Consider the following 21,634-nt stretch of genomic DNA (forward strand, 5'->3'; position numbering starts at 1 on the left):
GCTCGGCCCCGTCGAACCGCGGACGACAAGCGACGTGACGATCGCCTCGTCATCGCCTGGCGCTGGAGCGTCGTCTGCGCCGAGCATCTCGAGCGCGAGCCGGACGGCGCGCTCACCGGCGAGGGCAAGCGGCGTACGCACGGTCGTCAGTGCTGGCGAGGTGAAGTCCGAGCCGAAGATGTCGTCGAACCCGATCACGCTCAGCCGACCGGGAACATCGATACCCTGCTCCGCTGCCGCCCGGAGAAGGCCGATGGCCATGAGGTCGTTGTACGCGACGACAGCGGTGACGCCTGCGGCGATCACCCGGGACAGCGCCGCTCGTCCGCCGTCGAGGGTCGGCACACCCGGCCCGATCTCGACGATCGACATCCCACGGGCGAGGGCGTGCTCGAGCAGGGCCGACCAGCGGGTGGCACTCATCCAGGAGTTCGCCGGACCGGACAGGTACGCGATGCGGGTGTGCCCGAAGGACTCGAGGTGGGCGACGGCCTCCTCGATCCCCGGCGAGACGTCGGGCAGGATGCTTGAAACCCCCTCGACGTCCCTGTTGATCAGAACGAGGGGCTTCGACTCAGCGAGACGCTGGACCTGTTCGTCACTCAGCCGGGTGGTGCCAAGGATGAGCCCGTCGACGGAGGGCTGGATCCGTTCCGCCGTTGTCGCCTCGACCTCGCCCGATTCCTGTGACTCAGCGATCACGAGCGTGTAGCCCTGCGCTGCGGCGGCATGCTCCGCTCCGCGGACGATCCCGAAAATCATCGGGTTGGTGATGTCGGCGAGCAGAAGCCCGAGGGTGTTGGTGCGTCCGGTGGGCAGCGCCCTTGCCATCGGGTTGAGCCGGTAGTTCAGCTCCTTTGCGGCGGCATGGATGCGCTCTTCGGTCTTGATGTTGATGCGCCCTGGCTGGCTGAGGGCGCGTGAGACGGTGGACGGGTTCACTCCGGCCAGCTTCGCGACGTCGTAGATCGTCGGCGCGGACTTACCTCCGCGTGGGCCGCGCGTCCGCACCGGGGGTACGGGCTCTGCGGCTACGGCGTCGCTCGACATGTTCGTACTCCTCCGGGCGCTCGCACGCCGTCTGCGGTTGGCCGTGATGGCCAGGGTCCAAGGTATCGCACCTTGTCAGCGCCGATCACGCCGCGACACCGGCCTGCAGGTCCTGCTCTCGCTGTTCTGCGAGAAGCCGGTGTCGGTTGGCTCTCCGCTGCTCCTGGCGATCCGGATCCGGCACAGGCGACGCCAGCAACAGGCGCTGGGTGTACGGATGTTCCGGGGTCACGGTGACTTCTCCCGCCTCGCCCTGCTCGACGATCTCGCCGCGGTACATCACGGCGACCCGGTGGCTGATGTGGCGGACGACGTCGAGGTCGTGGGACACGAACAGGTAGGAGACACCGGTGTCCTTCTGGATCTGCAGAAAGAGGTCGAGCACGCGGGCCTGCGTCGTGAGGTCGAGTGCCGAGACCGGCTCGTCGCAGACGATGAGTTTCGGCGACAGGGCGAGCGCCCGGGCGATGGCTACCCGCTGGCGTTGCCCACCGGAGAATTCCCGCGGAAGCCGGGAGGCGGCATCCGATGGGAGCCCGACCTGATCGAGGAGCTCGCCGACGCGTTTGCGCGCCTCGGCCTTGCCGACGCCCTGCACCCCGAGCGGCTCGGCCAGGATGTCGCCGATCTCGAGTGACGGGTTGAGCGACGTGTATGGGTCCTGGAACACGACCTGCAGGTCACGGCTCAGCTTCCGCCGCTGTTTGCGCGACGCGTGGCTGATGTCGTTGCCTTCGAAGGTGATCGACCCGGCGGTGACCGGCGCGAGGCCGAGAACCGCCCGGCCGAGCGTGGTCTTGCCTGAGCCCGACTCTCCGACCAGGCCGAGCGTTTCTCCCTGGCCGATCGCGATGTTGATGTCGGTGAGGGCACGGAACGGCTTCGCCCGGAACCCCTTCCCCGGGTACTCCACGTTGAGGCTGTCGATCCTGAGCAGGTTCTCGCCCATCATGCACCGTCCTTTCCGGTCGTCGTGAGCATGGTCATCGGCGTCTTGCCCTCGAGCATCGAGCCGAGCAGCGTCTGCGTGTACGGGTCCTGCGGATTGCGGAGGATCTCGCGCACGTCGCCGGATTCGACGACACGGCCGCTCTTCATCACGACGACGCGGTCAGCGAGGTCGGCCACGACACCGAAGTTGTGGGTGACGAGGATGACCCCGACGCCCAGTCGCTTCTGAAGGTCGCGGATGAGGTCGAGCACCTCGGCCTGGACCGTCACGTCGAGAGCCGTCGTCGGCTCGTCGGCGATGATGAGGTCCGGTTCGCAGCTGATCGCTCCCGCAATGAGCACACGCTGTGCCATTCCGCCGGACACTTCGTGCGGGTAGGCGTCGAACGTCCGCTGCGGGTTGACGATTCCGACACTCTTGAGCAGGTCGAGTGCCCGCCGTTTGGCTTCGGCCTTGGAAATTCCGAGGATCTTGACCATGGGCCGGACCAGCTGGGAACCGACGGTGTATGCCGGGTCGAGGTTGGACATCGGTTCCTGGGGAATGTAGGAGATGCGCTTCCCGCGGAGTGGCTGAAGGCGGTCCTGGTGAACCGTCTCCTCGCCGGGGGCGACCGTGTACTTACCGTCGAACTGGATGCTGCCTCCGACGATTCGCGCGGTGTCGGGCAGCAGTCCGAGGATGGAGAACGCGGTCTGGGATTTGCCGGAACCGGACTCCCCCACGATGCCGAGGACTTCTCCGCGATCGAGCGAGAACGACACGTCGTCGACGACCTTTTTGATCGACCCGTCCGCCTGCGGGTAACCGACGGCGAGGTGGTTCACTTTGAGGAGGTGCTTCTCGGTGCCGGCCTCCACGTCTGCGGCGACCTTGCGGAGCTTGCCGGTGCGTGGTGCGGGGGAATCGGCGAGTACGGCTTTTACGTCCGCGGCCGCCTTCTTCAGCTTCGGAATCTTCTGGGCGTCCTCGAGCGCGTCGCGCACCGCGTTCCCGAGCAGCACGAGCGCACCGATGGTGAGTCCGATGGCGAGGCCGGGCCAGAAGAGCATGAGCGGGTTGAGGTAGACGTTGCGGAAACCTTCGCTGAGCATGACGCCCCAGGTCACCTCGGTCGGGTCGCCGAGACCGAGGAACTCGAGTCCGGACTGGATGGCGATCGCCACACCGCACACCATGGCGGTCTGGATGATGATCGGGGCCCGGACGACGCTGAAGATGTGCCTGGTGATGATGCTCAGGTCGCTGAGTCCGGCGACCCGAGCTGCATCGACGTACAACTCGTTGCGGACGGACTGCACCGCTGTGCGGGTGAGTCGGAAGTACCCGGGACTGATCAGGATGCCGAAGACGATCATGCTCGTCCAGACCGACGGGCCGAAGGCTGCGCGGACGGAGAGGAGGACGATGATGCCGGGGAGGCTCATCAGCATGTTGGCGAACCAGCTCGAGACTTGGTCGAAGGCGCCGCCGTAGTAGCCGGCGATCAGGCCTGCCGGCAGTCCGATGGCGATCGCGACGGCGGCGCAGAGCAGGGCGGACAGCAGGGTGAGCTGGGCGCCGTAGACCAGCCGGCTGAAGATGTCTCGACCTGCGCTGTCCGTGCCGAGCAGGTGCTCACCGCCAGGAGGGGCCAGCGTGTTGGTGATGGTCGCGAAGTTCTGGTCGAACGGAGCGATCAGCGGCGCGAAGACGGCCACGAGCATCATGAGAGCGAGAACAGCGAGGGCGAACAGCCCCAGCGGGTTCCGCAGGATGCGGCGGAAAACGTGCGCACGGACGACGGTGCCGGCCTGGCCGGAGATTTCGACGGGCTGGGTCATGAGACACGCACCTTCGGGTTGAGCCAGCCGTTGATGAGGTCGACGACCAGGTTGACGATGATGACGATGACGACCGTGTAGAGCACGACCCCCATCACGAGAGGGATGTCGCCGAGGCTTGTCGCGCTGACGGCGAGTGCGCCCATTCCGGGCAGGGCGAAGATGGATTCGATGATGACGACACCGCCGAGCATGCCGATGAACTGCAGGCTCAGGACGGTGAGGCCGGCGGGCGCGGCGCTGCGGAGAACGTGCTTGAAAAGGATCTCCCGTTCGGGGATGCCGCGACTGCGGAGCGTGCGAACGTAGTCCTTCTCGAGCTGTTTGATGACGGCGCTGCGGATCTGCTGCGCACCCGACGTCACGGCGTTGATGGTGAGGGCGATGACCGGGAGGGTCATCGACGCGATCCAGGCGTCTGCGCCCGAGCCGGGGTTGATCGTGGAAATCGCGGGGAAGAAGCCGAGCTGGATGCCGAAGATCGTGACGAGGATGATGGCGAGGACGAAACCGGGGATGGCGTCTCCGATGACGGCGCCGATCTGCACGACCTTGTCCACCGTGCCGCGCTTCACCGCGGCGGCCATGCCGAGCGCGGTCGCGATGACGGCGGTGAGGAGGATGGCGACGATCACGAGGGTGAGGGTGATCGGGAGCCGGTTGACGAGTGCCGCCCCGACCGTCTCAGCGCTGAACCAGGAACGGCCGAGGTCGCCGGTGATCGCCGCACCCGCCCAGTCGAAGAATCGGACGAAGAGCGGCTGGTCGAGGCCCAGCTCGGTCTCCTTGAGCGCGATCTGCTCGTCGGTCGCCTGGTCGCCGAGGATGTTCCGCGCGATGTTGGCACTCGAGAAATACAGAAGGGTGTACGTCAGGACGCTGATCGCCACGAGGAGGACGATCCCGGCGGCGAGGCGCTTGAGGATGAAGGGAACCATGCTGCTCCGTTGCAAAGTGGTTGAAAATCTGGGGGTGGGGCGGATGCCGAGGCATCCGCCCCTGCGCTGTCAAGGAGCGCGGATGGTGCTGTGTTAGTTCGCCGGGGCGAAGTTGTAGATGGACGGGACCGCCTGCTGCGTCTGCGGCGTCGAGGTGATCTTCTTCTCGTTGATGAAGAACATCTGGTCGACCCGGAAGATCGGAGCGAACCAGGCGTTCTCGGTGACGTAGCGGTTGACCTCCTTGGCCAGCTCACCCGATTCGTCACCGCCCGTGCGGACAGCGTCGATCATTTCCTGCAGCTCGGGGCTCGTCGTGTCGAAGGGGTTGTACAGGGCCTCGGTGGAGATCATCTGGTTGATGGCGACCCACGGCTCACCCTGGAAGAGGAAGAAGTACGCCACAGGGAACTTGCCGCCGGCGATGTCGGAGACGATGTTGGCCGGCGGTACCGTCTCGGCCTTCAGAGTGATGCCGACGTCCGCGAGCTGCTGGGTGAGAATCGCGACTGTTGCCTCGAGTCCGACGAAGGACGGCATGGCGAGCTCGAACCCGTCGGCGTATCCCGCTTCGGCAAGGAGCTTCTTTGCCTTCGCCGGGTCGTACGGGTACATCTCGTCCAGTTCGTCGACGTAGGCGCCGCTGTCCGGCCCGAAGACCTGGTTCGTCGCTGTGCCGTAGCCCAGCTGGAGCTCTTCGAGGATGGTTTCGCGGTCGAGTGCGTGGTTGATGGCCTGGCGAACCTTCAGCTCGCCCAGCGCGGGGTTCAGTTTGCCGTCACGATCCAGGAGCAAAAATCCGCTCCAGTCCACCTGGTTGTCGCTGAGCGTGAGCCCGGCACCCTCGACCTGTGCTGCCGAGCGGGCGTCGACGAGGGTGGCGTCCACCTGTCCTGAGACGATGGCGTTGGCGCGGGCGGTCACGTCGGTCAGTACCTTGAAGACAATGCTGTCGAACTTCTGCAGGTCCTTGTTCCAGTAGTCCTCACGAGCGGTGAAGGTGTACTGCGAGCCGACGACGGATGCCTTGGCGTCCATCACGTAGGGGCCGGTGCCGACCGGGTTGGCGGCGATCTCGTCGGTCCCGAGGGCCTCGGGGCTGCCCATCAGCCCGGCGGCCTGGCTGAGGTAGTACTCGAAGGCCGGGTCGGGTGCGCTGAGCGTGATGTCAACGGTGTCCTCGTCGACGACCGTGACCGACTGCAGCGCTGAGGCCTGCGCGGCCTGGCGACCGTTGGCAGCCTTGAAACCTTCGAGGTTCGCCTTGACCACCTCAGGGGTGAACTTCTCACCGTCGCTGAAGGTGACGTCGGTGCGAAGATCCATGGTGAGCTTCGTGAGTGCCTCGTCGTACTCCCATTTGGTGGCGAGCATCGGGCTCAGCTTGCCGTCCGGTTCGCGGAGGAGAAGCGAGTCGTATGCGGCCTGGTACGGCTGGAGTGCGTGGCCGACGTGTGCCTGGCTGGGGTCCCAGGACGGGATGTCGACGACGGCGCCGATGGTGAGCGTTCCGCCGCGGGCGGCGGTCTTGCCGTCGCCACCGGTTGGGGCGTTGCCGCCGGCGCCGCAACCCGTGAGCAGCACTGCCGCCCCGGCTGCGAATGCAGCGACCTTCAGAGATTTACCGAACTTCATTGTTGGCTCCTGTGTGCATCTTTGCAGTGACGACCGGATGGACATCCGGCTCTAAGGGGGCGAAGCGTGCTTCGCTGGATCTCAGATTACAGAAACTCTCACGCCCTGGCAACCGATTGTCAAAAATTGCCGATGATCCGTTACCACAGCGTAATAATTCCCGGTAATTGGCGGCACTTACGTCACCACAAGCGGTTGCAGCTGTTGCCAAATTGTTGCCCTCAACACAGAACGGCCCCGCCGCGCATGCGACGGGGCCATTTGTGGCAAATCAGTTGCGCTCGGGGAAGGTGCCTTCCTCGGCGATGCGGGAGTTCAGCTCGGCGAGGAACTGGTCCTCATCGAAGTCGAGGGAGACCTCCTGGCCCGTCCATGCCGAGAGGTGGATGGCGTTCGCGAGGCGAACGCCCTTGATGCCGTCAGAGCCCGGGGCGAGCAACGGCGTCCCGTCCAGGATGTTCGCGGCGAAGTTCTCGAGGACACCGGCGTGCTGGGCTCCCCACGGGGAATCGAATTCGATCGTCTCCTGGGTGTACAGCTCCGCGACGTTGAGCTGGCCCATGAAGAGCTTCTTGACGTCGTCCATGTCCATGCTCTCGGACAGCTCGCGTTCCGGTCGGTTGAGCCGGGTGACGGTGGCCGTCTTGCTGTTCTCCACGACGATTTTGCCCTGGTCCCCGACGATCTCGAACCGGTCGGTTCCCGTCAGCTCGTGTGTCGCCGTGACGAAGACGCCGGTGGCGCCGTTGCCGTAGTCGACGAGAGCGGTGACCTCGTCTTCGACGGCGATGTTGCGGCGGTAGCCGAATGCCACCTTCGAGTACACGGACTTCGGGACTCCACAGATCCACTGCCACAGGTCGAGCTGGTGCGGCGCCTGGTTGACGAGGACGCCGCCGCCTTCGCCGCCCCAGGTGGCCCGCCAGGCGCTCTGGTCGTAGTATCCCTGCGGCCGCCACCAGTTGGTGATGATCCAGTTCGTCCGAAGGATGTTGCCGATTTCGCCGTTGTCGACGATCTCCTTGAGCCGAATGTAGAGCGGGTTGTTCCGCTGGTTGAACATGATCCCAAAGCTCAGCTCCGGCTTCGACTCAGCGAAGGCGTTGAGCTCGGCGACCTGCTTGGTATAGACGCCTGCGGGCTTCTCGACGAGGGCGTGGACGTTTCGCTGCAGGGCATCGATGCCCATCTGCGGGTGAAGGAAGTGCGGCACGCAGGTGACGATGGCGTCGACGGTGCCACTCTCCAGCAGCTCAAGGTAGTCCTCGAAGAAGACGGCGTCCGGGTAGTTTTCGGCAGCGACGGCCGCTTTCTCCGGGTTGTGGTCGGCGATCGCCGCAACTTCCATGTTGGGCACCAGGCCGTCCGCGATGAACTTCGCGTACATCGAGCCCTGGGCGCCGAGCCCGATGATTCCGAGGCGGACTTTTGTCGTCATAACTGAGGGTTCCGTTCTGTGCTGTCGTGGATTGCTGAGCCGAGGAGGTCGGCGCGGTCGGGGAAGGACTGGTCGTAAACGTCCTGGATGATGTCGAACGAGGCACGAGCCGCACGGGGATCGATCCAGAAGTCGCCGTCCCCGGTGAGGGTGGAGTAAAAGTCCTGGATGAGCAGCTCGTGGGAGACCCCCCAATAGGCGCGCTCCCCCGTCGCCACCGTTTCGGTCACCGTCTGGATCGTGCCGTCGGCGTGCGTGAGAGTGAGGTCGCCGCGAAGGTGAAGCGTCGCCTTCTCCGTCACGATCTGGATGTCCACCGGGGCGTTGGTGGCGTTGGCAAGGGTGGCGTAGAAGACGCTCCGAGCGCCGTTCTCATGGGTGAGCACCATTTCGGCGGTGTCCTCGACCTCGATGACGTCCGAGAGGAATCGGGTGCTGGCGCTGCCCTGCACGGATGCGACGGGGCCGACGAGCCACTGGACGAGGTCGAGAGTGTGGATCGCCTGGTTCATCAGGAGCCCACCCCCTCCTGTGGACCAGCGGCCCCGCCACGGGCGATCGAGGTAGTACGCGGCCGTGCGGTGCCAGAGCACTGTGGCGGAGGCTCCGAGAACACGGCCGAGCGCCCCGGAGGAGAGCGCCGCGTGCGCGGCCCGCACCGGGGCGTTGTAACGGTTCTGGAAGCAGATCGCGATCTTTGCTGTGCTGTCCTCGGCGGCGCGGACGAGTCGCGCGGCTTCGTCCCGGGTGTGGGCGACGGGCTTCTCCAACACGACATGGATGCCGCGCTCAAGTGCGTCGACAGCGATCGCCGCGTGGGTGGAGTGCGGGGTGCAGATGTGCACGACGTCCGGCCTGACGCTTTCGAACAGCGAGAGGTGGTCGGCGAACCCAGGAACGTCGTTCCCGGTTGCTGCAGCGGAAAGCCGGCCCTCATCGGTGTCGCAGACCGCGACGAGTTCGGTGTCGGGGAGAGTCGCGATCGCGGCGAGGTGCAGCGCCGAGATGTCCCCGCATCCGATGATCGCTGCACGATACCCGGTCATGCGTCTGCACCTGCCATGGCGGCGGCCGGACCGCGGCCGATGCTGCTGAGAACGTTCTCGTACTGGCGCAGGTGGTCGGCGAAGGCTGCGTCCACCATGCCCTGCCGCCCGGCGGACGCCGCGTCGTCGAACGCGAACCATCGGCCGTGTTCACTCCCGCCGGGATCCGGATCTCCGCCTACGACGACTTTGCCTGCGGCAAGGGCGGCGTCGGCGACCGAGGAGTCCGCGACCTCACCGATCGCCACGATGTCGATGTCGAGTGCCGCGAGGGCGCTGTCCAGGTCGGCGAACAGGAGGGCGCGCTCCCCCTCGAACCGGTTGACGATGCTCTCGACCAGCGCGGCGCCGGAGGCGGCGTCGGGATCGACGATGGCGACGAGCCGGAGATCGGGGTGCGCCACGACGACTCGCGCGTGCGTTCGTGCGAGCTTCCCAGCGCCGAGGATCGCGACGGTGGCCGGGGTCATTTCGTGGTCACGCCGATCTCGGAGAGCAGGCCGCTGAACGCGCGGGCTGCCTGACCGAACGCCGTCGGCCCGGAAAACCCGCCGAGCGCGTGGGCTTCGTCGAGGTGGGGTTCGAGGGAGGCGAAGCCGGTGTAGCCGTCGTCCCGAAGGGCCGTGAGAGTCGCCAGCACCTGCCCGTCGCCTTCGCCGGCAGGGACCACCGTGTTCGTCGCGGCGACCGCATCCTTCACCTGCAGGTAATCGAGGTACGGGCGCAGCATGGCGTAACCGTCGTCGTGCGGATGAGCGACACCCACCTGGACGAAGTTGGCGCTGTCCCAGGCGAGCCGCAGCGCGGAGGAACCGACGGACTCGACGAGGTCGAGCACGCGCTCGGGTGTGTCGCCGTAGATGTCCTTCTCGTTTTCGTGCAGCAGTGTGACACCCTCGCGTTCCGCTTCGTCGGCGAGGAGCCGCATCCGCAGCATCACGTCGTCCCTGGTCGATTCGACGGACACGCCGTCGCCACGGAAGAAGGAGAAGATGCGGATGTTCGGGGTCTCGAGCGCGTGGGCGACCCGGATGATGCGGCGGAGCCGATCCACCTCGAGTTCGGGGTCCAGCGAGACGTCGACCTTGCCGATCGGCGACGCGACAGCGGATGCCCGCATGCCCTCTTTTGCGAGGAAGGCGGTGAGGGTGTCGAGCTGGTCGTCCGACAAATCGACGACGTTGGTGCCCCACGCGCTGCGGACCTCGATGTGCGACGCACCGAGCGCCTTGAGCACGGCGACCTGCACGGCGGGATCGGGGTCGATCTCGTCACCGAAACCAGAGAGGGTCCAGGTAACAGCGTTGGACTGGGTCATGAAAGAAGCCACCTTTGCGTTGTTCACGTCGCTGGGAACCTCGGCGGAGAAGTTCGTCCGCAAGGTAATTGCCCCAGCTTAGGCGCGTCCGGCTTCTCGTGCAACCGATTGCCAAAACCTGCTGAAACGCGTCGTGCCGCGACCCCTCGGACCGTTTGGCAATCGGTTGACAAGTGCCGCCGGGGTGGTGTCTGATAGAGGGAAGCGGCGTGTGTTCTCCCGCCGCACTCCCCTGACAACAAGGATGTCCTCATGGTCGATCTTCGCGCGAAGCCCTTTCACCTCGACGACGACGCTGTCACCTGGGTCGAGGAAACGTTTGAGTCGTTGACGCTCGAAGAGAAGATCGGCCAGCTCTTCATCAACCTCAACGTGTCGTTCGACGAGGGCTACCTCGACAACATCGTCAGCAACTTCCACGTCGGTGGAATCCGGTACATGGGCGCGAACTCGAAGACCGTTCAGGATCACATCCGCTACGCACAGTCGAAGGCGAAGGTCCCGCTCCTCGTGGCATCCAACCCGGAGATGGGCGGCGCGGGCAGCGCGGACGACGGAACCCTCGTCGCCACGCACCTTTCGGCCGGATCACACCCCGACAAGTCGATCGCGCGCCAGATGGGCCGGGTCGCCGGCCGCGAGACCGCCGCCATGGGCTGCAACTGGGCGTTCGCCCCGATCGTCGACATCCACTACAACTGGCGCAATACGGTCATCAGCACCCGCTCATTCGGCAACACTCCGGATGTCGTCATCGAACGTGCCAAGGAATACTTCGACGGCATCAGCGAGTCGAACACCGTCTGCGCGATGAAACACTTCCCCGGAGACGGAATCGACGAACGCGACCAGCACGTCGTCACGAGCTACAACACGCTCGGGTATGACGAATGGAACGCCAGCTACGGCCGGGTCTACCGCGAGCTCATCGACCACGGCGTGCAGTCGATCATGATCGGCCACATCGGCGCCCCCGAGCTGTCGAAGCACTACCGCCCCGGGATGACGGATGCCGACATCCTGCCGGCAACACTCGCCCCTGAGCTGCTCAACGACCTCCTCCGCGAGGAACTCGGATTCAACGGCCTGATCCTCACCGACGCGTCGATGATGATCGGTATGACCCAGGCGATGAAGCGCAAGGACCTTGTCCCCGCCGCCATCGCCGCCGGGTGCGACATGTTCCTGTTCTTCCGCGACGCGGACGAAGACTTCCGGTACATGCTCGACGGCTACCGCACCGGCGTGATCACCGAAGAGCGCCTCCGCGACGCGGTCCTCCGCATCCTCGCGCTCAAGGCGTCGCTGGGCCTGCACGTCACCCCGCGCGAGGAACTCGTCCCGGGACCAGAGGCGCTGTCGGTCATCGGCAGCAGCGAGCACCACACCATCGCTGCTGAGATCGCCGACAAGACGGTCACCCTGGTCAAGGACACCCAGGGCAACCTCCCCCTCACGCCAAAGACGCACAAGCGCATCCGGCTGTACGGGATCAGCGGCCAGGCGGACTTCACGGGCACCGACCCGAGCGGCTACCTCGAGGTGGCGCGCGAGGAACTCGAGAAGGCCGGTTTCGAGGTGCACGTCTTCAAAAACGCGAAGCAGCGCGCCGCCGAGGGCGAAGAGAACGTCTACTTCCACACCGTCATGGCGGATGAAGCCAACGAGCACTACGCCGAGAAATATGACGCCGCCATCGTGTTCGCCAACGTCACGGGCTTCGCGCAGGAGGCAAGCATCCGCATCACCTGGTCCACGCCGATGGCCGCTGAGATCCCCTGGTACGTCACCGAGATTCCCACCGTGTTCGTGTCGCTCGCCCAGCCGAACCACCTCATCGACGTGCCCATGGTCAAGACGATGATCCACGCGCACGCCCCGAGCCGCGAAGCGATTGCCGCGACCGTCGAGAAAATCCAGGGCCTCTCCGAGTTCACCGGCACGTTCAACGAGAACGTCTGGTGCGACACCTTCGGAACCCGGCTCTAACCCTCCGCTGCCCGGCGTCACGTGGGAAACCGGATAGACCCGGTTTGCTAGCGTGTACACGAAGCCGGGCCCGGGTGACCGTGCTTTCCCCGCTTTTCTTTGCTCCTCTTCTCGAGGACTGTCCGACTTCTGACCGCTGACCACAAGAGGAGATCTCCATGGCGGATACAACCAAGGCCCAGGCCAACATCGGCGTCGTCGGATTGGCGGTGATGGGCTCCAACCTCGCCCGCAACCTCGCCAGCCGCGAAGGAAACACTGTGGCGGTGTACAACCGCTCCTGGGAGAAGACGAACACGCTTCTCACCGAGCACCCCGAGGCCGGTTTCATCGCGTCGGAGAAGATCGAGGACTTCGTTGCCTCGCTGCAGAAGCCGCGCACGGCGATCATCATGGTGCAGGCAGGCAAGGGAACAGACGCCGTCATCGACCAGCTCACCCAGCTCTTCGAACCGGGCGACATCATCGTCGACGGTGGCAACGCGCTCTTCACCGACACCATCCGCCGTGAGAAGGCCGTTCGCGAGACCGGCATCAACTTCGTCGGCGCCGGGATCTCCGGCGGCGAAGAGGGCGCGCTCAAGGGCCCATCGATCATGCCGGGTGGATCAGCCGAAGCGTACGAGACCCTCGGCCCGATCCTCTCCTCCATTGCTGCCGTGGCAGAGGGCGAGCCCTGCGTCACCCACATCGGCACCGACGGCGCCGGCCACTTCGTGAAGATGATCCACAACGGCATCGAATACGACGACATGCTGCTCATCGCCGAGGCGTACGACCTCATCCGCCGGGGCACCGGTAAGAGCCCGGCCGAGATCGCCGAGGTCTTCGCCGAGTGGAACCGTGGCGAACTCGAGAGCTACCTGATCGAGATCACCGCCGAGGTCCTCCGCCAGGTCGACGCGAAGACCGGTCAGCCCCTCGTCGACATCATCGTCGACCAGGCCGGCTCAAAGGGAACAGGCGTCTGGACCGTTCAGACCGCTCTCAACCTGGGCACCCCGGTTTCGGGAATCGCCGAAGCCGTCTTCGCGCGTGGCCTTTCCTCCCACCCGGAGCAGCGCGCAGCGGCATCCGACCTTCCCGGCCCGAGCGAGAACTGGACGGTCGAGGATTCGGACGCGTTCATCGAAGACGTCCGGCTCGCGCTCTACGCGTCGAAGATCGTCGCATACTCGCAGGGCTTCGACGCCATCGCGGCCGGAGCCGACGAGCACGGCTGGAACATCGACCTCGGTGCCGTGTCGAAGATCTGGCGCGGCGGCTGCATCATCCGCGCCCAGTTCCTCAACCGGATCGCCGACTCGTACGCCGAGGTTCCCGACCTCAAGCTTCTCCTCGCGGCACCGTACTTCGCCGAGGCGATGGCCGGGGCCCAGGAAGCCTGGCGTCGCGTCGTCGTCGCGTCCGCCCAGTCCGGCATCCCGGCGCCTGCGTTCTCCTCGTCGTTGTCCTACTACGACGGCCTGCGGGCCGAACGTCTGCCGGCAGCACTCGTCCAGGGCCAGCGTGACTTCTTCGGAGCGCACACCTACAAGCGGATCGACGCCGAGGGCACCTTCCACACGCTCTGGTCTGGTGACCGTAGCGAGGTACAGGCCGTCGACAGCCACTAGGCATCGCAGCACTGCCCGGGCCCCCGTCGCACGTCGACGGGGGCCCTGTCCGTTCTCCGGGCGTACGTCCCCGACGCTCAACAGGGCATTTTGTGCATCTCGCAGGCCCGACAGGAAATTCTGGCCGTCTGACAGCCGTCACTCCTGCTGAGCGCGCGCCCCACGAAGTCTTCCGTGCCGCTCGGCCAACTCGCCCCGGACCGGTACCCTCGAAGTATCCCCGTAGACCCGGAAGGACCCATGACAACGAACCTGTCGACGACCCAGACGGCCACCCGCCGGGTGGTCAGCTGGAACCTCCTGCCGGGCGCGCTCCTCGCGGCATCCGGCCTGCTGCTTTTCGGGCTGCACTGGCGACCGGGCGGGTACGTGGTGCTCGCCGCTGCCCTCCTCGCCGCTGGGCTCGTCAACCGGGCCCTGGCGAAAGACCTGCTCCTTATCGGCGCAGGCCTCGTGATCATCAGCCTCGTCGACATCAACACCGACATCTCGTGGGATCACATGGTGGTGATGGGTATCGCCCTCGCGGCGGCAGTGATTCTGCCCTACCTGGTTTCCCGATTCCTGTACCGCGACCACGCCGTCCGGTTCCCGGTGCTGACCGGGCAGCGCTGGACCCGGGTTGAGCTCTGGTACCTGATCGCCGTGCTGGTCCTCGGCTGGTTCCTCTTGCCGGTGTACATGATCCCGACCGGGGTGTTCGAGAACTGGCCGGCGGCATCCGACCCTGCGTCCATCGGCCGGCTGTTCCTCGGCACCAACGCCCTGGGAATCTGGGACGAACTCTTCTTCATCTGCACGTGCTTCACCCTGTTGCGCCGGCACTTCCCGGACTGGCAGGCGAACCTCATCCAGGCTGTGCTCTTCACCTCATTCCTGTGGGAACTGGGGTTTCACTCCTGGGGCCCGTTCCTCATCTTCCCGTTCGCTCTCGTCCAGGGCTGGATCTTCAAGCAGACCAAATCGTTGTCCTACATCGTCAGCGTTCACCTGCTGTTCGACTTCGTGCTGTTCCTCGTGCTGTTGCACGCGCACAACCGCGACTGGCTGGACATCTTCCTCTACTGAGTCGCTTCCGAACCGGCATCCCACAGCTGGGAATCGCCCCCGCGCGCCCGTAACGGATGCCGGGCAGGGCACAATGGAAGGCCAACCGTGAAGGAGATTCTCATGACCGACGACCGCACCCAGGACGCCCCAGTGGAAGACCAGCACCCGCAGCCGCTCGACGACAAGGTGGCAGGGATCCTGGTGCAGGAAGAAGCGGACCTCGCCGGCCACGACCAGGCCGAAGTTCTCGAGGCGCTTCGGCAGCGGTTCGCGGATGCCGGGATCGCGATCTCCGAGGACGAGCTGATCGAGCAGAGCACGAGGATCGCCGGGTCCGACGGCGGAACCTTCTCCGACCGCTGAGATCATTTATTCGGAACCTGTCAACCCCCTGTACAGGGGAGGGGTTCGATCTTACCCTCAGCAGTAGAAGATCCTCCCCCGAGTTACCCCGCTTAGGTGCTAGTGAGAGCACCCGGACGCCGGGATATTCCGGAGGGTCTTTGAGGGCGGGATAGTCGGGATATCCCGCCCTCTTCTCTGTCCTCCTCGCCTATGCGGCGCCGTCGAACATGCTCGTTACGGAGCCGTCCTCGAAGACCTCACGGATGGCGCGGCCAAGCAGCGGCGCGATCGGCAGAACGGTGAGGCTCGGGAAGCGCTTTTCCTCGGGAATCGGCAGGGTGTCGGTGACCACGACCGAGTCGATGAAGTCGCTCTGCAGGATCTGGGTCGCCGGGTCGCTGAAGACGGCGTGGGTGGCCGCGACCACGACACCGATTGCACCGGCGGCCTTGAGAGCCTCAGCAGCGCGGACGATGGTGCGGCCGGTGTCGATGAGGTCGTCGACGAGGAGACAGACCCGCCCCTCGACCTGCCCGACGATCTCGTGCACCGAAACCTGGTTGGGCACCAGCGGGTCTCGACGCTTGTGGATGATCGCCAGCGGAACGCCGAGCTTGTCGCTCCAGATGTCGGCGACACGCACGCGGCCCATGTCTGGCGAGACGATGGTGAGCGTCTGCGGGTCCAGCTTCTCGCGGAAGTGGTTGAGCAGCACGGGCATCGCGAACAGGTGGTCGACGGGGCCGTCGAAGAAGCCCTGGATCTGGGCGGCGTGGAGATCGACCGACATGATCCGGTCGGCGCCGGCGACTTTGAACAGGTCGGCGACGAGTCTGGCCGAGATCGGCTCGCGGCCGCGGCCCTTCTTGTCCTGGCGGGCGTACGGGTAGAACGGGGCGACAACGGTGATGCGCTTGGCGGATGCGCGCTTCAGCGCGTCGACCATGATGAGCTGTTCCATCAGCCACTCGTTGATCGGCGCGGTGTGCGACTGGATGACAAACGCATCGCTTCCGCGCACGCTCTCGTCGAAGCGGGCGTAGAGCTCACCATTGGCGAAGGTTCGCGCGTCGGTCGGAACGAGTTCGGAGCCGAGCTCTGCAGCGATGTCGAGCGCCAGTTGCGGGTGCGCCCTCCCTGACACGAGGACAAGTCGTTTCACTCCGCTGCTTTTGATGCCCGACACGAGCCCTGCTTCCTGCCGACACGGTCGGCGTTAGTGCTTAGTTTTCTTCGGGGGACGTGTGCTTGGCCCGAGCCGCAGCCTCCGCTGCCGCCGTGCCTGGACGGTGGGATTCTGTCCATCCATCCATGTTCCGCTGGGGGGCGACGGTGATCGCCAGCGCTCCGGCCGGGACGTCCTTTCGAACGACGGTTCCCGCTCCGGTATACGCCCCGTCGCCAATCCTAACCGGAGCGACGAAGACGCCGTGCGAACCGGTCCGCACGTGGGACCCCACGACGGATGAGTGCTTCTTCACTCCGTCGTAGTTCGCGAAAATGCTCCCGGCGCCGATGTTCGACTGCTCGCCGATCACGGCGTCACCGACGTATGACAGGTGCGGGACCTTGCTCCCCGAGCCGATGCGGGCGTTCTTGGTCTCGACGAAGGCACCGATTTTGCCGTCCGCGCCGAGAACAGTACCTGGCCGCAGGTAGGAGAACGGCCCGACGGATGCTCCGGCGCCGATGACGGCGAGGGTCGCGTCTGTGCGCTTCACTTCGGCGCCTTCGCCCACCTCACAGTCCACGAGGGTGGTGTCAGGGCCGATGATGGCGCCGGTTTCGACGGCGGTGGCGCCGAGAAGCTGGGTTCCTGGCTTCACGGTCACATCCGGGGCAAGACTGACCTTGAGGTCGATCCACGTCGAGGCGGGGTCCTGGATGGTGACGCCGGCCATCTGCCAGCCGCGGACGATGAGCGCGTTCAGGCGGTGGGCCTGGGCGCTCAGCTGAGCGCGGTCGTTGACGCCCTCGACGAGCCACGGTTCGGCAACCGGGATCGCGGCGACGTCGCCACCCGAAGCCCGGAGCAGTTCCACCACATCGGTGAGGTACTTCTCGCCCTGCGCGTTGTCGGTTGTGAGGTTCGCCAACTGGGCTCGGAGGGCACCGAGCGTGAAGAGGTAGACGCCGGCGTTGATCTCCTGCACCGCCTGCTCCTCATCGGAGGCATCCTTCTGTTCCACGATGCGGTCGAGCCCACCGGCTGCGCCACGGATGATGCGACCGTAGCCTGTGGCGTCGTCGAGGACGGCGGAGAGCAGCGTCGCAGCGGTTCGCGCCTCGCGGTGCCGGGCGACGAGCGACGACAGGGTGTCGGCGTCGAGGAGCGGGACGTCGCCGTTCACCACGAGGACGTCGCCATCGAAATCCGCGGGAAGGGCGTCGACGGCCTGCTCGACGGCACGACCGGTGCCTGGGACCTCATCCTGGTCGACGATGATGCTGTCCGGCAGTTCTCCGGTGATGACCTCGACCAGCCGGTCGCGTTCGTGGCGTACGACCGCGACAACGTGGGCGGCGTCGAGTGCGCGAGCCGTTGCCAGGACGTGCCCGACGAGCGGGACGCCGGCGATCGGGTGAAGCAGCTTCGGGGTCGAGGATTTCATTCGCGTTCCCTGGCCTGCAGCCAGGATCACGATGGCAAGGTTGTTGTCTGGCACGATTCTCCCCACGAATTCGATCGGGCGAGGTGCCCACATCCGGGTCGCCCTGGCCGAAGCCGGGACGTTCCGCTCCGCCTCCAGGACTCGAACCTGGACCGAACAACTCCAAAGGTTGCCGTGCTGCCATTACACTAAGGCGGACCGCACTTCGCGTGCAGTAGTCCAGTCTGCCAGATACTTGCTGAACGCATCGCCGCGGTTACGCCGCCATAATGGACGCATGCCAGAAGACAACGACGAAGTCGATCGCATCGTCGGGGCCTGGCAGCGAGAACGGCCGGACCTCAACTTCGCCCCGCTCCAGGTTCTCTCCCGGGTCGGGCGGTTGACTCGCCACCTGGACCGGGCGCGTCGGACGGCCTTCGCACGCTCAAAACTGGAGTCGTGGGAATTCGACGTGCTGAGCGCCCTGCGGCGTGCAGGCGAGCCGTACACGCTCAGCCCGAAGCAGCTGCTTCGGGAGACCCTGGTCTCAAGCGGCACGATGACAAACCGGATCGACCGGCTCGTCGCATCCGGTCTCGTCGAACGGAGAGCGGACCCTGGGGACGGTCGCGGCATCCTCGTGGTGATGACCCTGACCGGACTGACCAGGGTCGACGCCGCGATCACCCGCCTGGTCGACGCCGAAGCCGACATGCTGGCGGCGTTGTCATCGGCCGACCAGCAGAAGCTCGCCGCCCTGCTGCGGAAACTCAGCATGGGCTTCGACCGGGGCTGAACCTAGCGCCGCAGGATCTTGCGCGCCAGCGCGTTGCCGGAGAACTGGACCAGTTGTACCAGCAGGATGATGACGAGCACGGCCGCCCAGGTCACCGCCGGGTTGAACTGGCGGTAGCCGTACTGGATGGCGAAGTTTCCGATGCCGCCGCCGCCGATGTATCCGCCGACCGCTGACATGTCGACGATCGCAACGAAGACGAAGGTGTAGCCGAGGATGAGAGGCCCGAGCGCCTCCGGCAGGATGACCGTGCGGATGATCCGGAACGGACCGGCCCCAGCAGCGCGGGCTGCTTCGATCACGCCTGGCGAAACGGTCAACAGGTTCTGTTCGACGATCCGGCTGATGCCGAAAGCAGCACCGAGCGAGATGGCGAAGATCAGCGCGCTGTTGCCGATCCCGGTGCCGACGGCCAGCCGGGCGAGGGGCTGGACGGCGGCGATGAAGATGATGAACGGGATCGGTCGGAAGATGTTGACGAGAATGTTGAGCAGCGTGAACGCCGCCCGGTTCTCGAACAGGCTGCCCGCACGGGTCGTGTACAAGCCCAGTCCGAGGACCAGCCCGCCGATCCCGCCGAAGAACAGGCTGATGACGACGATGTAGAGGGTTTCTACCGTTGCTTCACCAAGTTCGGGAAGCAGCTCGAGGAGACGGTCCATGTCAGTTCGCCTCCGTGACGAGTGAGCGTTGTGAGATGCGGGCAAGGACGGCGTCGATGGCCGTGTCCTCCCCGGTGAGCGCAAGAGTGAGGTGGCCGAACGCCCGGCCCCTGATGTCGTTGATCCCGCCGTACACGAGTTCGAATCGCACGCCGGCCTCGGCCAGATCGAGGAAGACCTGCGCCTGCGAACTGTCGCCGTCGCGGAACGAGAACGTCACGATCCGGCCGTCGTGCCGTGCGCGCAGGGCCTCGACCTCGGCTGCGGTCGGGATGCCCTGCACCACCGTCTGCACGAATCGGGCGGATGCCGCATTCTGCGGGTTCGAGAACACGTCGAAGACATCGCCGCGTTCGACGATACGACCGCCGTCCATCACGGCGACCTTGGTGGCGAGGCTGCGGATCACATCCATCTCGTGCGTGATCAGGATGATGGTGACACCGAGTTCGCGGTTGACGCGTTCCAGGAGAGCGAGCACTTCGCCGGTCGTTTCCGGGTCGAGCGCGCTCGTGGCCTCGTCGGCGAGGAGGAGGGCAGGTGACGTCGCGAGCGCGCGGGCGATGCCCACGCGCTGTTTCTGGCCGCCGGAGAGCTGGTCGGGATAGTTTCGTGCTTTATCGGCGAGGCCGACGAAGTCGAGCAGCTCGGCGACCCGCTGCTGGGTCTCGGCTGCTGGCCGGCCGGCCACTTCAAGCGGATAGGCCACGTTTCGTGCGACGGTCTTCGAATTGAAGAGATTGAATTGCTGGAAGATCATGCCGATGTCGCCGCGCACCGCGCGGAGGTCACGCTCCCGGAGCGTGGTGACGTCACGACCGTTCACCACGATGCTGCCTGAGGTGGTCTTCTCGAGCGCGTTCACCAGCCGGATCAGAGTCGACTTGCCCGCACCGGAGTAGCCGATGATGCCGTAGACGTCCCCCTCTTCGACATCCAGACTGACCGAGTCGATCGCGACGACCGGCGCCCCGCCTTTTTGCGCGGGCGGGTAGGTCTTGACGACGTCCGTCAATGTCACGATGCTCATGCGTTTCCTTCTCCGTGGGCGCGAACAGGCGCCGGGGTCTCCCCCGGCGCCGTCCGCATTCTCGGTTGTGGTTTTGTTAGCCCTGCTCGGCGATCTGCTTCTGAACGGTGGCGAGCGACTTCTCGAGCTCCTCGACCGGTGTGGTGAGCAGGACGGCCGTTCCTCCGGCGTTCGCTACCACTCCGTCGGTCACGGCCTTGGTGTTCTGGTAGATCTCGACGAGCTGCTTGTATGTCGCGTTGTCCTTGTCCTCGGCGCGCGCAGCGAAGATGTTCGCGTACGGGAGGGCGTTGGGGTCGGACGGGTCGTCCTGTGCGATCGCTTCGGATGCGTCGAGACCGGAGTCAGCGATGTAGTCGTTGTTGACGATCGCCGCTGCCACGTCCGGCAGCGATGTCGCGGTCAGCGCGGCATCCAGTTCGGTGACCTCGACTCGCGACTTCCCGGCGTCGATGTCATCGAGGGTGGAGTAGGCGCTTCCGCCGTCCGTCAGCTCGATGAGTCCGGCCGACTGCAGGACGAGCAGGCCGCGGGACAGGTTGGTCGGGTCGCTCGGGACAGCGACGGTCGCGCCGTCGGGGATGTCCTTCACGTCCGTGTACTGGCTGGAGTACAGGCCGAGGGGGTAGATCGCGGTTGCTCCGATGGGGACCAGGTCCTGGTTGTTTGCCTCGTTGTAGTCGGCGAGGTAGATGATGTGCTGGAACTGGTTGAGATCGATTTCGCCCTCCGCAAGTGCCGGGTTGGGCTGGTTGTAGTCGGAGAAGTCGACGATCTCGACGGAGATGCCCTCTTCGGCTGCAGCCTCGACGTAGGTCTCCCAGTACTCGTCACTTGCACCGACGACGCCGATACGGACGGTCTCGTTCTCGGCGGCTCCGCCGGTCGTTTCGGCGTTTCCGGCGCACCCGACGAGCAGCGCGGCGAGCGGCACGACGGCCAGGGAGGCCAGGATGCTCTTCTTCAGGGATGACTTCTTCACGGTGAATTCCTTCTTCTTACGCTGGGCGTGCCGGTGGGCGGCGGGCGGGCGCAGCGCAATCACCGGGGATTCCCGGAGGAAAGGAGGGGAGGCTGCGCCGCGTCAGCGCAGGCACATACTCAAAATAGCTGGGAAATCTTTCGAATGCGAAGTGAACCGTCACACTCCGTCACAGATTCTCCAGCAGAACCCGTGATCGCACTCATAATCTTCGGGTCCCAGTTCGGGAGATGACAGCCGCTGATCGGCAGAGCCGCTCTGATCGCATTGTCCTGAATTTCGGATGTTCCGTGCCAACGAATCCGGGAACGAAGAAGCGCCCGGGGCGGAGACCGGGGGGTTGTCGGGAAAGGTGCGCGGCCCGCCCGCG

19 protein-coding genes and 1 tRNA gene are annotated in these 21,634 nt (G+C 65.5%); 5 read left to right on the forward strand and 15 right to left on the reverse strand.

Annotation, left to right across the window (positions count from 1 at the left end):
* The 9 genes from ACLQ62_RS09130 to ACLQ62_RS09170 all read right to left on the reverse strand — a co-directional run.
* On the reverse strand, positions 1–1,050 hold a 1,050-nt coding region (locus tag ACLQ62_RS09130), incomplete at its 3' end, for a LacI family DNA-binding transcriptional regulator (protein ID WP_411721332.1).
* 85 nt (positions 1,051–1,135) lie between these two features.
* Positions 1,136–1,999: an ATP-binding cassette domain-containing protein gene (locus tag ACLQ62_RS09135; protein WP_411721350.1), complete on the reverse strand. Its 864-nt coding sequence runs from the start codon at positions 1,997–1,999 to the stop codon at positions 1,136–1,138.
* Positions 1,999–3,825: a dipeptide/oligopeptide/nickel ABC transporter permease/ATP-binding protein gene (locus ACLQ62_RS09140; protein WP_411721333.1), complete on the reverse strand. Its 1,827-nt coding sequence runs from the start codon at positions 3,823–3,825 to the stop codon at positions 1,999–2,001. The genes ACLQ62_RS09135 and ACLQ62_RS09140 overlap by 1 nt, the downstream gene beginning before the upstream one ends.
* Positions 3,822–4,763 (reverse strand): ABC transporter permease, encoded by a 942-nt coding sequence (locus ACLQ62_RS09145; RefSeq protein WP_411721334.1) that lies wholly within the window; start codon positions 4,761–4,763, stop codon positions 3,822–3,824. Before ACLQ62_RS09145 ends, ACLQ62_RS09140 begins: the two co-directional genes overlap by 4 nt.
* A 93-nt stretch (positions 4,764–4,856) precedes the next feature.
* Positions 4,857–6,398, reverse strand: a complete 1,542-nt coding sequence (locus ACLQ62_RS09150) for an ABC transporter substrate-binding protein (RefSeq protein ID WP_411721335.1) — start codon at positions 6,396–6,398, stop codon at positions 4,857–4,859.
* 271 nt (positions 6,399–6,669) lie between these two features.
* Positions 6,670–7,836, reverse strand: a complete 1,167-nt coding sequence (locus tag ACLQ62_RS09155; protein ID WP_411721336.1) for a Gfo/Idh/MocA family protein — start codon at positions 7,834–7,836, stop codon at positions 6,670–6,672.
* Positions 7,833–8,882 (reverse strand): Gfo/Idh/MocA family protein, encoded by a 1,050-nt coding sequence (locus ACLQ62_RS09160; RefSeq protein ID WP_411721337.1) that lies wholly within the window; start codon positions 8,880–8,882, stop codon positions 7,833–7,835. The genes ACLQ62_RS09155 and ACLQ62_RS09160 overlap by 4 nt, the downstream gene beginning before the upstream one ends.
* Positions 8,879–9,352 carry a Gfo/Idh/MocA family oxidoreductase gene (locus ACLQ62_RS09165; RefSeq protein ID WP_411721338.1) on the reverse strand — a complete coding sequence of 158 codons (474 nt, stop codon included), beginning with the start codon at positions 9,350–9,352 and terminating at the stop codon, positions 8,879–8,881. Before ACLQ62_RS09165 ends, ACLQ62_RS09160 begins: the two co-directional genes overlap by 4 nt.
* On the reverse strand, positions 9,349–10,200 hold the full coding sequence (locus ACLQ62_RS09170) for a sugar phosphate isomerase/epimerase family protein (RefSeq protein ID WP_411721339.1): 852 nt from the start codon (positions 10,198–10,200) through the stop codon (positions 9,349–9,351). Before ACLQ62_RS09170 ends, ACLQ62_RS09165 begins: the two co-directional genes overlap by 4 nt.
* 252 nt (positions 10,201–10,452) lie before the next feature.
* Between ACLQ62_RS09170 and ACLQ62_RS09175 the strand changes: the two genes are divergently transcribed.
* The 4 genes from ACLQ62_RS09175 to ACLQ62_RS09190 all read left to right on the forward strand — a co-directional run bounded on the left by ACLQ62_RS09175 (position 10,453) and on the right by ACLQ62_RS09190 (position 15,218).
* Positions 10,453–12,189 carry a glycoside hydrolase family 3 protein gene (locus ACLQ62_RS09175; protein ID WP_411721340.1) on the forward strand — a complete coding sequence of 579 codons (1,737 nt, stop codon included), beginning with the start codon at positions 10,453–10,455 and terminating at the stop codon, positions 12,187–12,189.
* A 158-nt stretch (positions 12,190–12,347) separates the two neighbouring features.
* Positions 12,348–13,805, forward strand: coding sequence for an NADP-dependent phosphogluconate dehydrogenase (gene gndA / locus ACLQ62_RS09180; RefSeq protein ID WP_411721341.1), 1,458 nt, complete (start codon positions 12,348–12,350; stop codon positions 13,803–13,805).
* A 240-nt stretch (positions 13,806–14,045) separates the two neighbouring features.
* Positions 14,046–14,873 carry a type II CAAX prenyl endopeptidase Rce1 family protein gene (locus ACLQ62_RS09185; protein WP_411721342.1) on the forward strand — a complete coding sequence of 276 codons (828 nt, stop codon included), beginning with the start codon at positions 14,046–14,048 and terminating at the stop codon, positions 14,871–14,873.
* Between the two features lie 102 nt (positions 14,874–14,975).
* Positions 14,976–15,218 (forward strand): hypothetical protein, encoded by a 243-nt coding sequence (locus tag ACLQ62_RS09190; protein ID WP_411721343.1) that lies wholly within the window; start codon positions 14,976–14,978, stop codon positions 15,216–15,218.
* Positions 15,219–15,408: 190 nt separating this feature from the next.
* On the opposite strand, the gene ACLQ62_RS09195 is transcribed toward ACLQ62_RS09190, so the two are convergent.
* The 3 genes from ACLQ62_RS09195 to ACLQ62_RS09205 form a co-directional block, all read right to left on the reverse strand.
* Complete coding sequence (locus ACLQ62_RS09195) at positions 15,409–16,386, reverse strand: ribose-phosphate diphosphokinase (protein WP_411721344.1); 978 nt, start codon at positions 16,384–16,386, stop codon at positions 15,409–15,411.
* 37 nt (positions 16,387–16,423) lie between these two features.
* Positions 16,424–17,905: a bifunctional UDP-N-acetylglucosamine diphosphorylase/glucosamine-1-phosphate N-acetyltransferase GlmU gene (gene glmU, locus ACLQ62_RS09200; RefSeq protein ID WP_411721345.1), complete on the reverse strand. Its 1,482-nt coding sequence runs from the start codon at positions 17,903–17,905 to the stop codon at positions 16,424–16,426.
* 33 nt (positions 17,906–17,938) lie between these two features.
* Positions 17,939–18,010, reverse strand: a tRNA-Gln gene (locus tag ACLQ62_RS09205).
* Positions 18,011–18,089: 79 nt separating this feature from the next.
* On the opposite strand from ACLQ62_RS09205, the gene ACLQ62_RS09210 reads away from it, so the two are divergent.
* Positions 18,090–18,590 (forward strand): MarR family winged helix-turn-helix transcriptional regulator, encoded by a 501-nt coding sequence (locus tag ACLQ62_RS09210; RefSeq protein ID WP_411721346.1) that lies wholly within the window; start codon positions 18,090–18,092, stop codon positions 18,588–18,590.
* A 2-nt stretch (positions 18,591–18,592) separates the two neighbouring features.
* Here the strand turns inward: ACLQ62_RS09210 and ACLQ62_RS09215 are convergent, their stop codons facing one another.
* The 3 genes from ACLQ62_RS09215 to ACLQ62_RS09225 form a co-directional block, all read right to left on the reverse strand.
* On the reverse strand, positions 18,593–19,252 hold the full coding sequence (locus ACLQ62_RS09215; RefSeq protein ID WP_411721347.1) for a methionine ABC transporter permease: 660 nt from the start codon (positions 19,250–19,252) through the stop codon (positions 18,593–18,595).
* A 1-nt stretch (position 19,253) separates the two neighbouring features.
* Positions 19,254–20,282 carry a methionine ABC transporter ATP-binding protein gene (locus ACLQ62_RS09220; RefSeq protein WP_411721348.1) on the reverse strand — a complete coding sequence of 343 codons (1,029 nt, stop codon included), beginning with the start codon at positions 20,280–20,282 and terminating at the stop codon, positions 19,254–19,256.
* A gap of 76 nt (positions 20,283–20,358) precedes the next feature.
* Positions 20,359–21,264 (reverse strand): MetQ/NlpA family ABC transporter substrate-binding protein, encoded by a 906-nt coding sequence (locus ACLQ62_RS09225; RefSeq protein WP_411721349.1) that lies wholly within the window; start codon positions 21,262–21,264, stop codon positions 20,359–20,361.
* Positions 21,265–21,634 lie beyond the last annotated feature (370 nt).

This window comes from Mycetocola sp. (genome assembly GCF_046716805.1).
Taxonomy (GTDB): Bacteria; Actinomycetota; Actinomycetes; order Actinomycetales; family Microbacteriaceae; genus Mycetocola_A.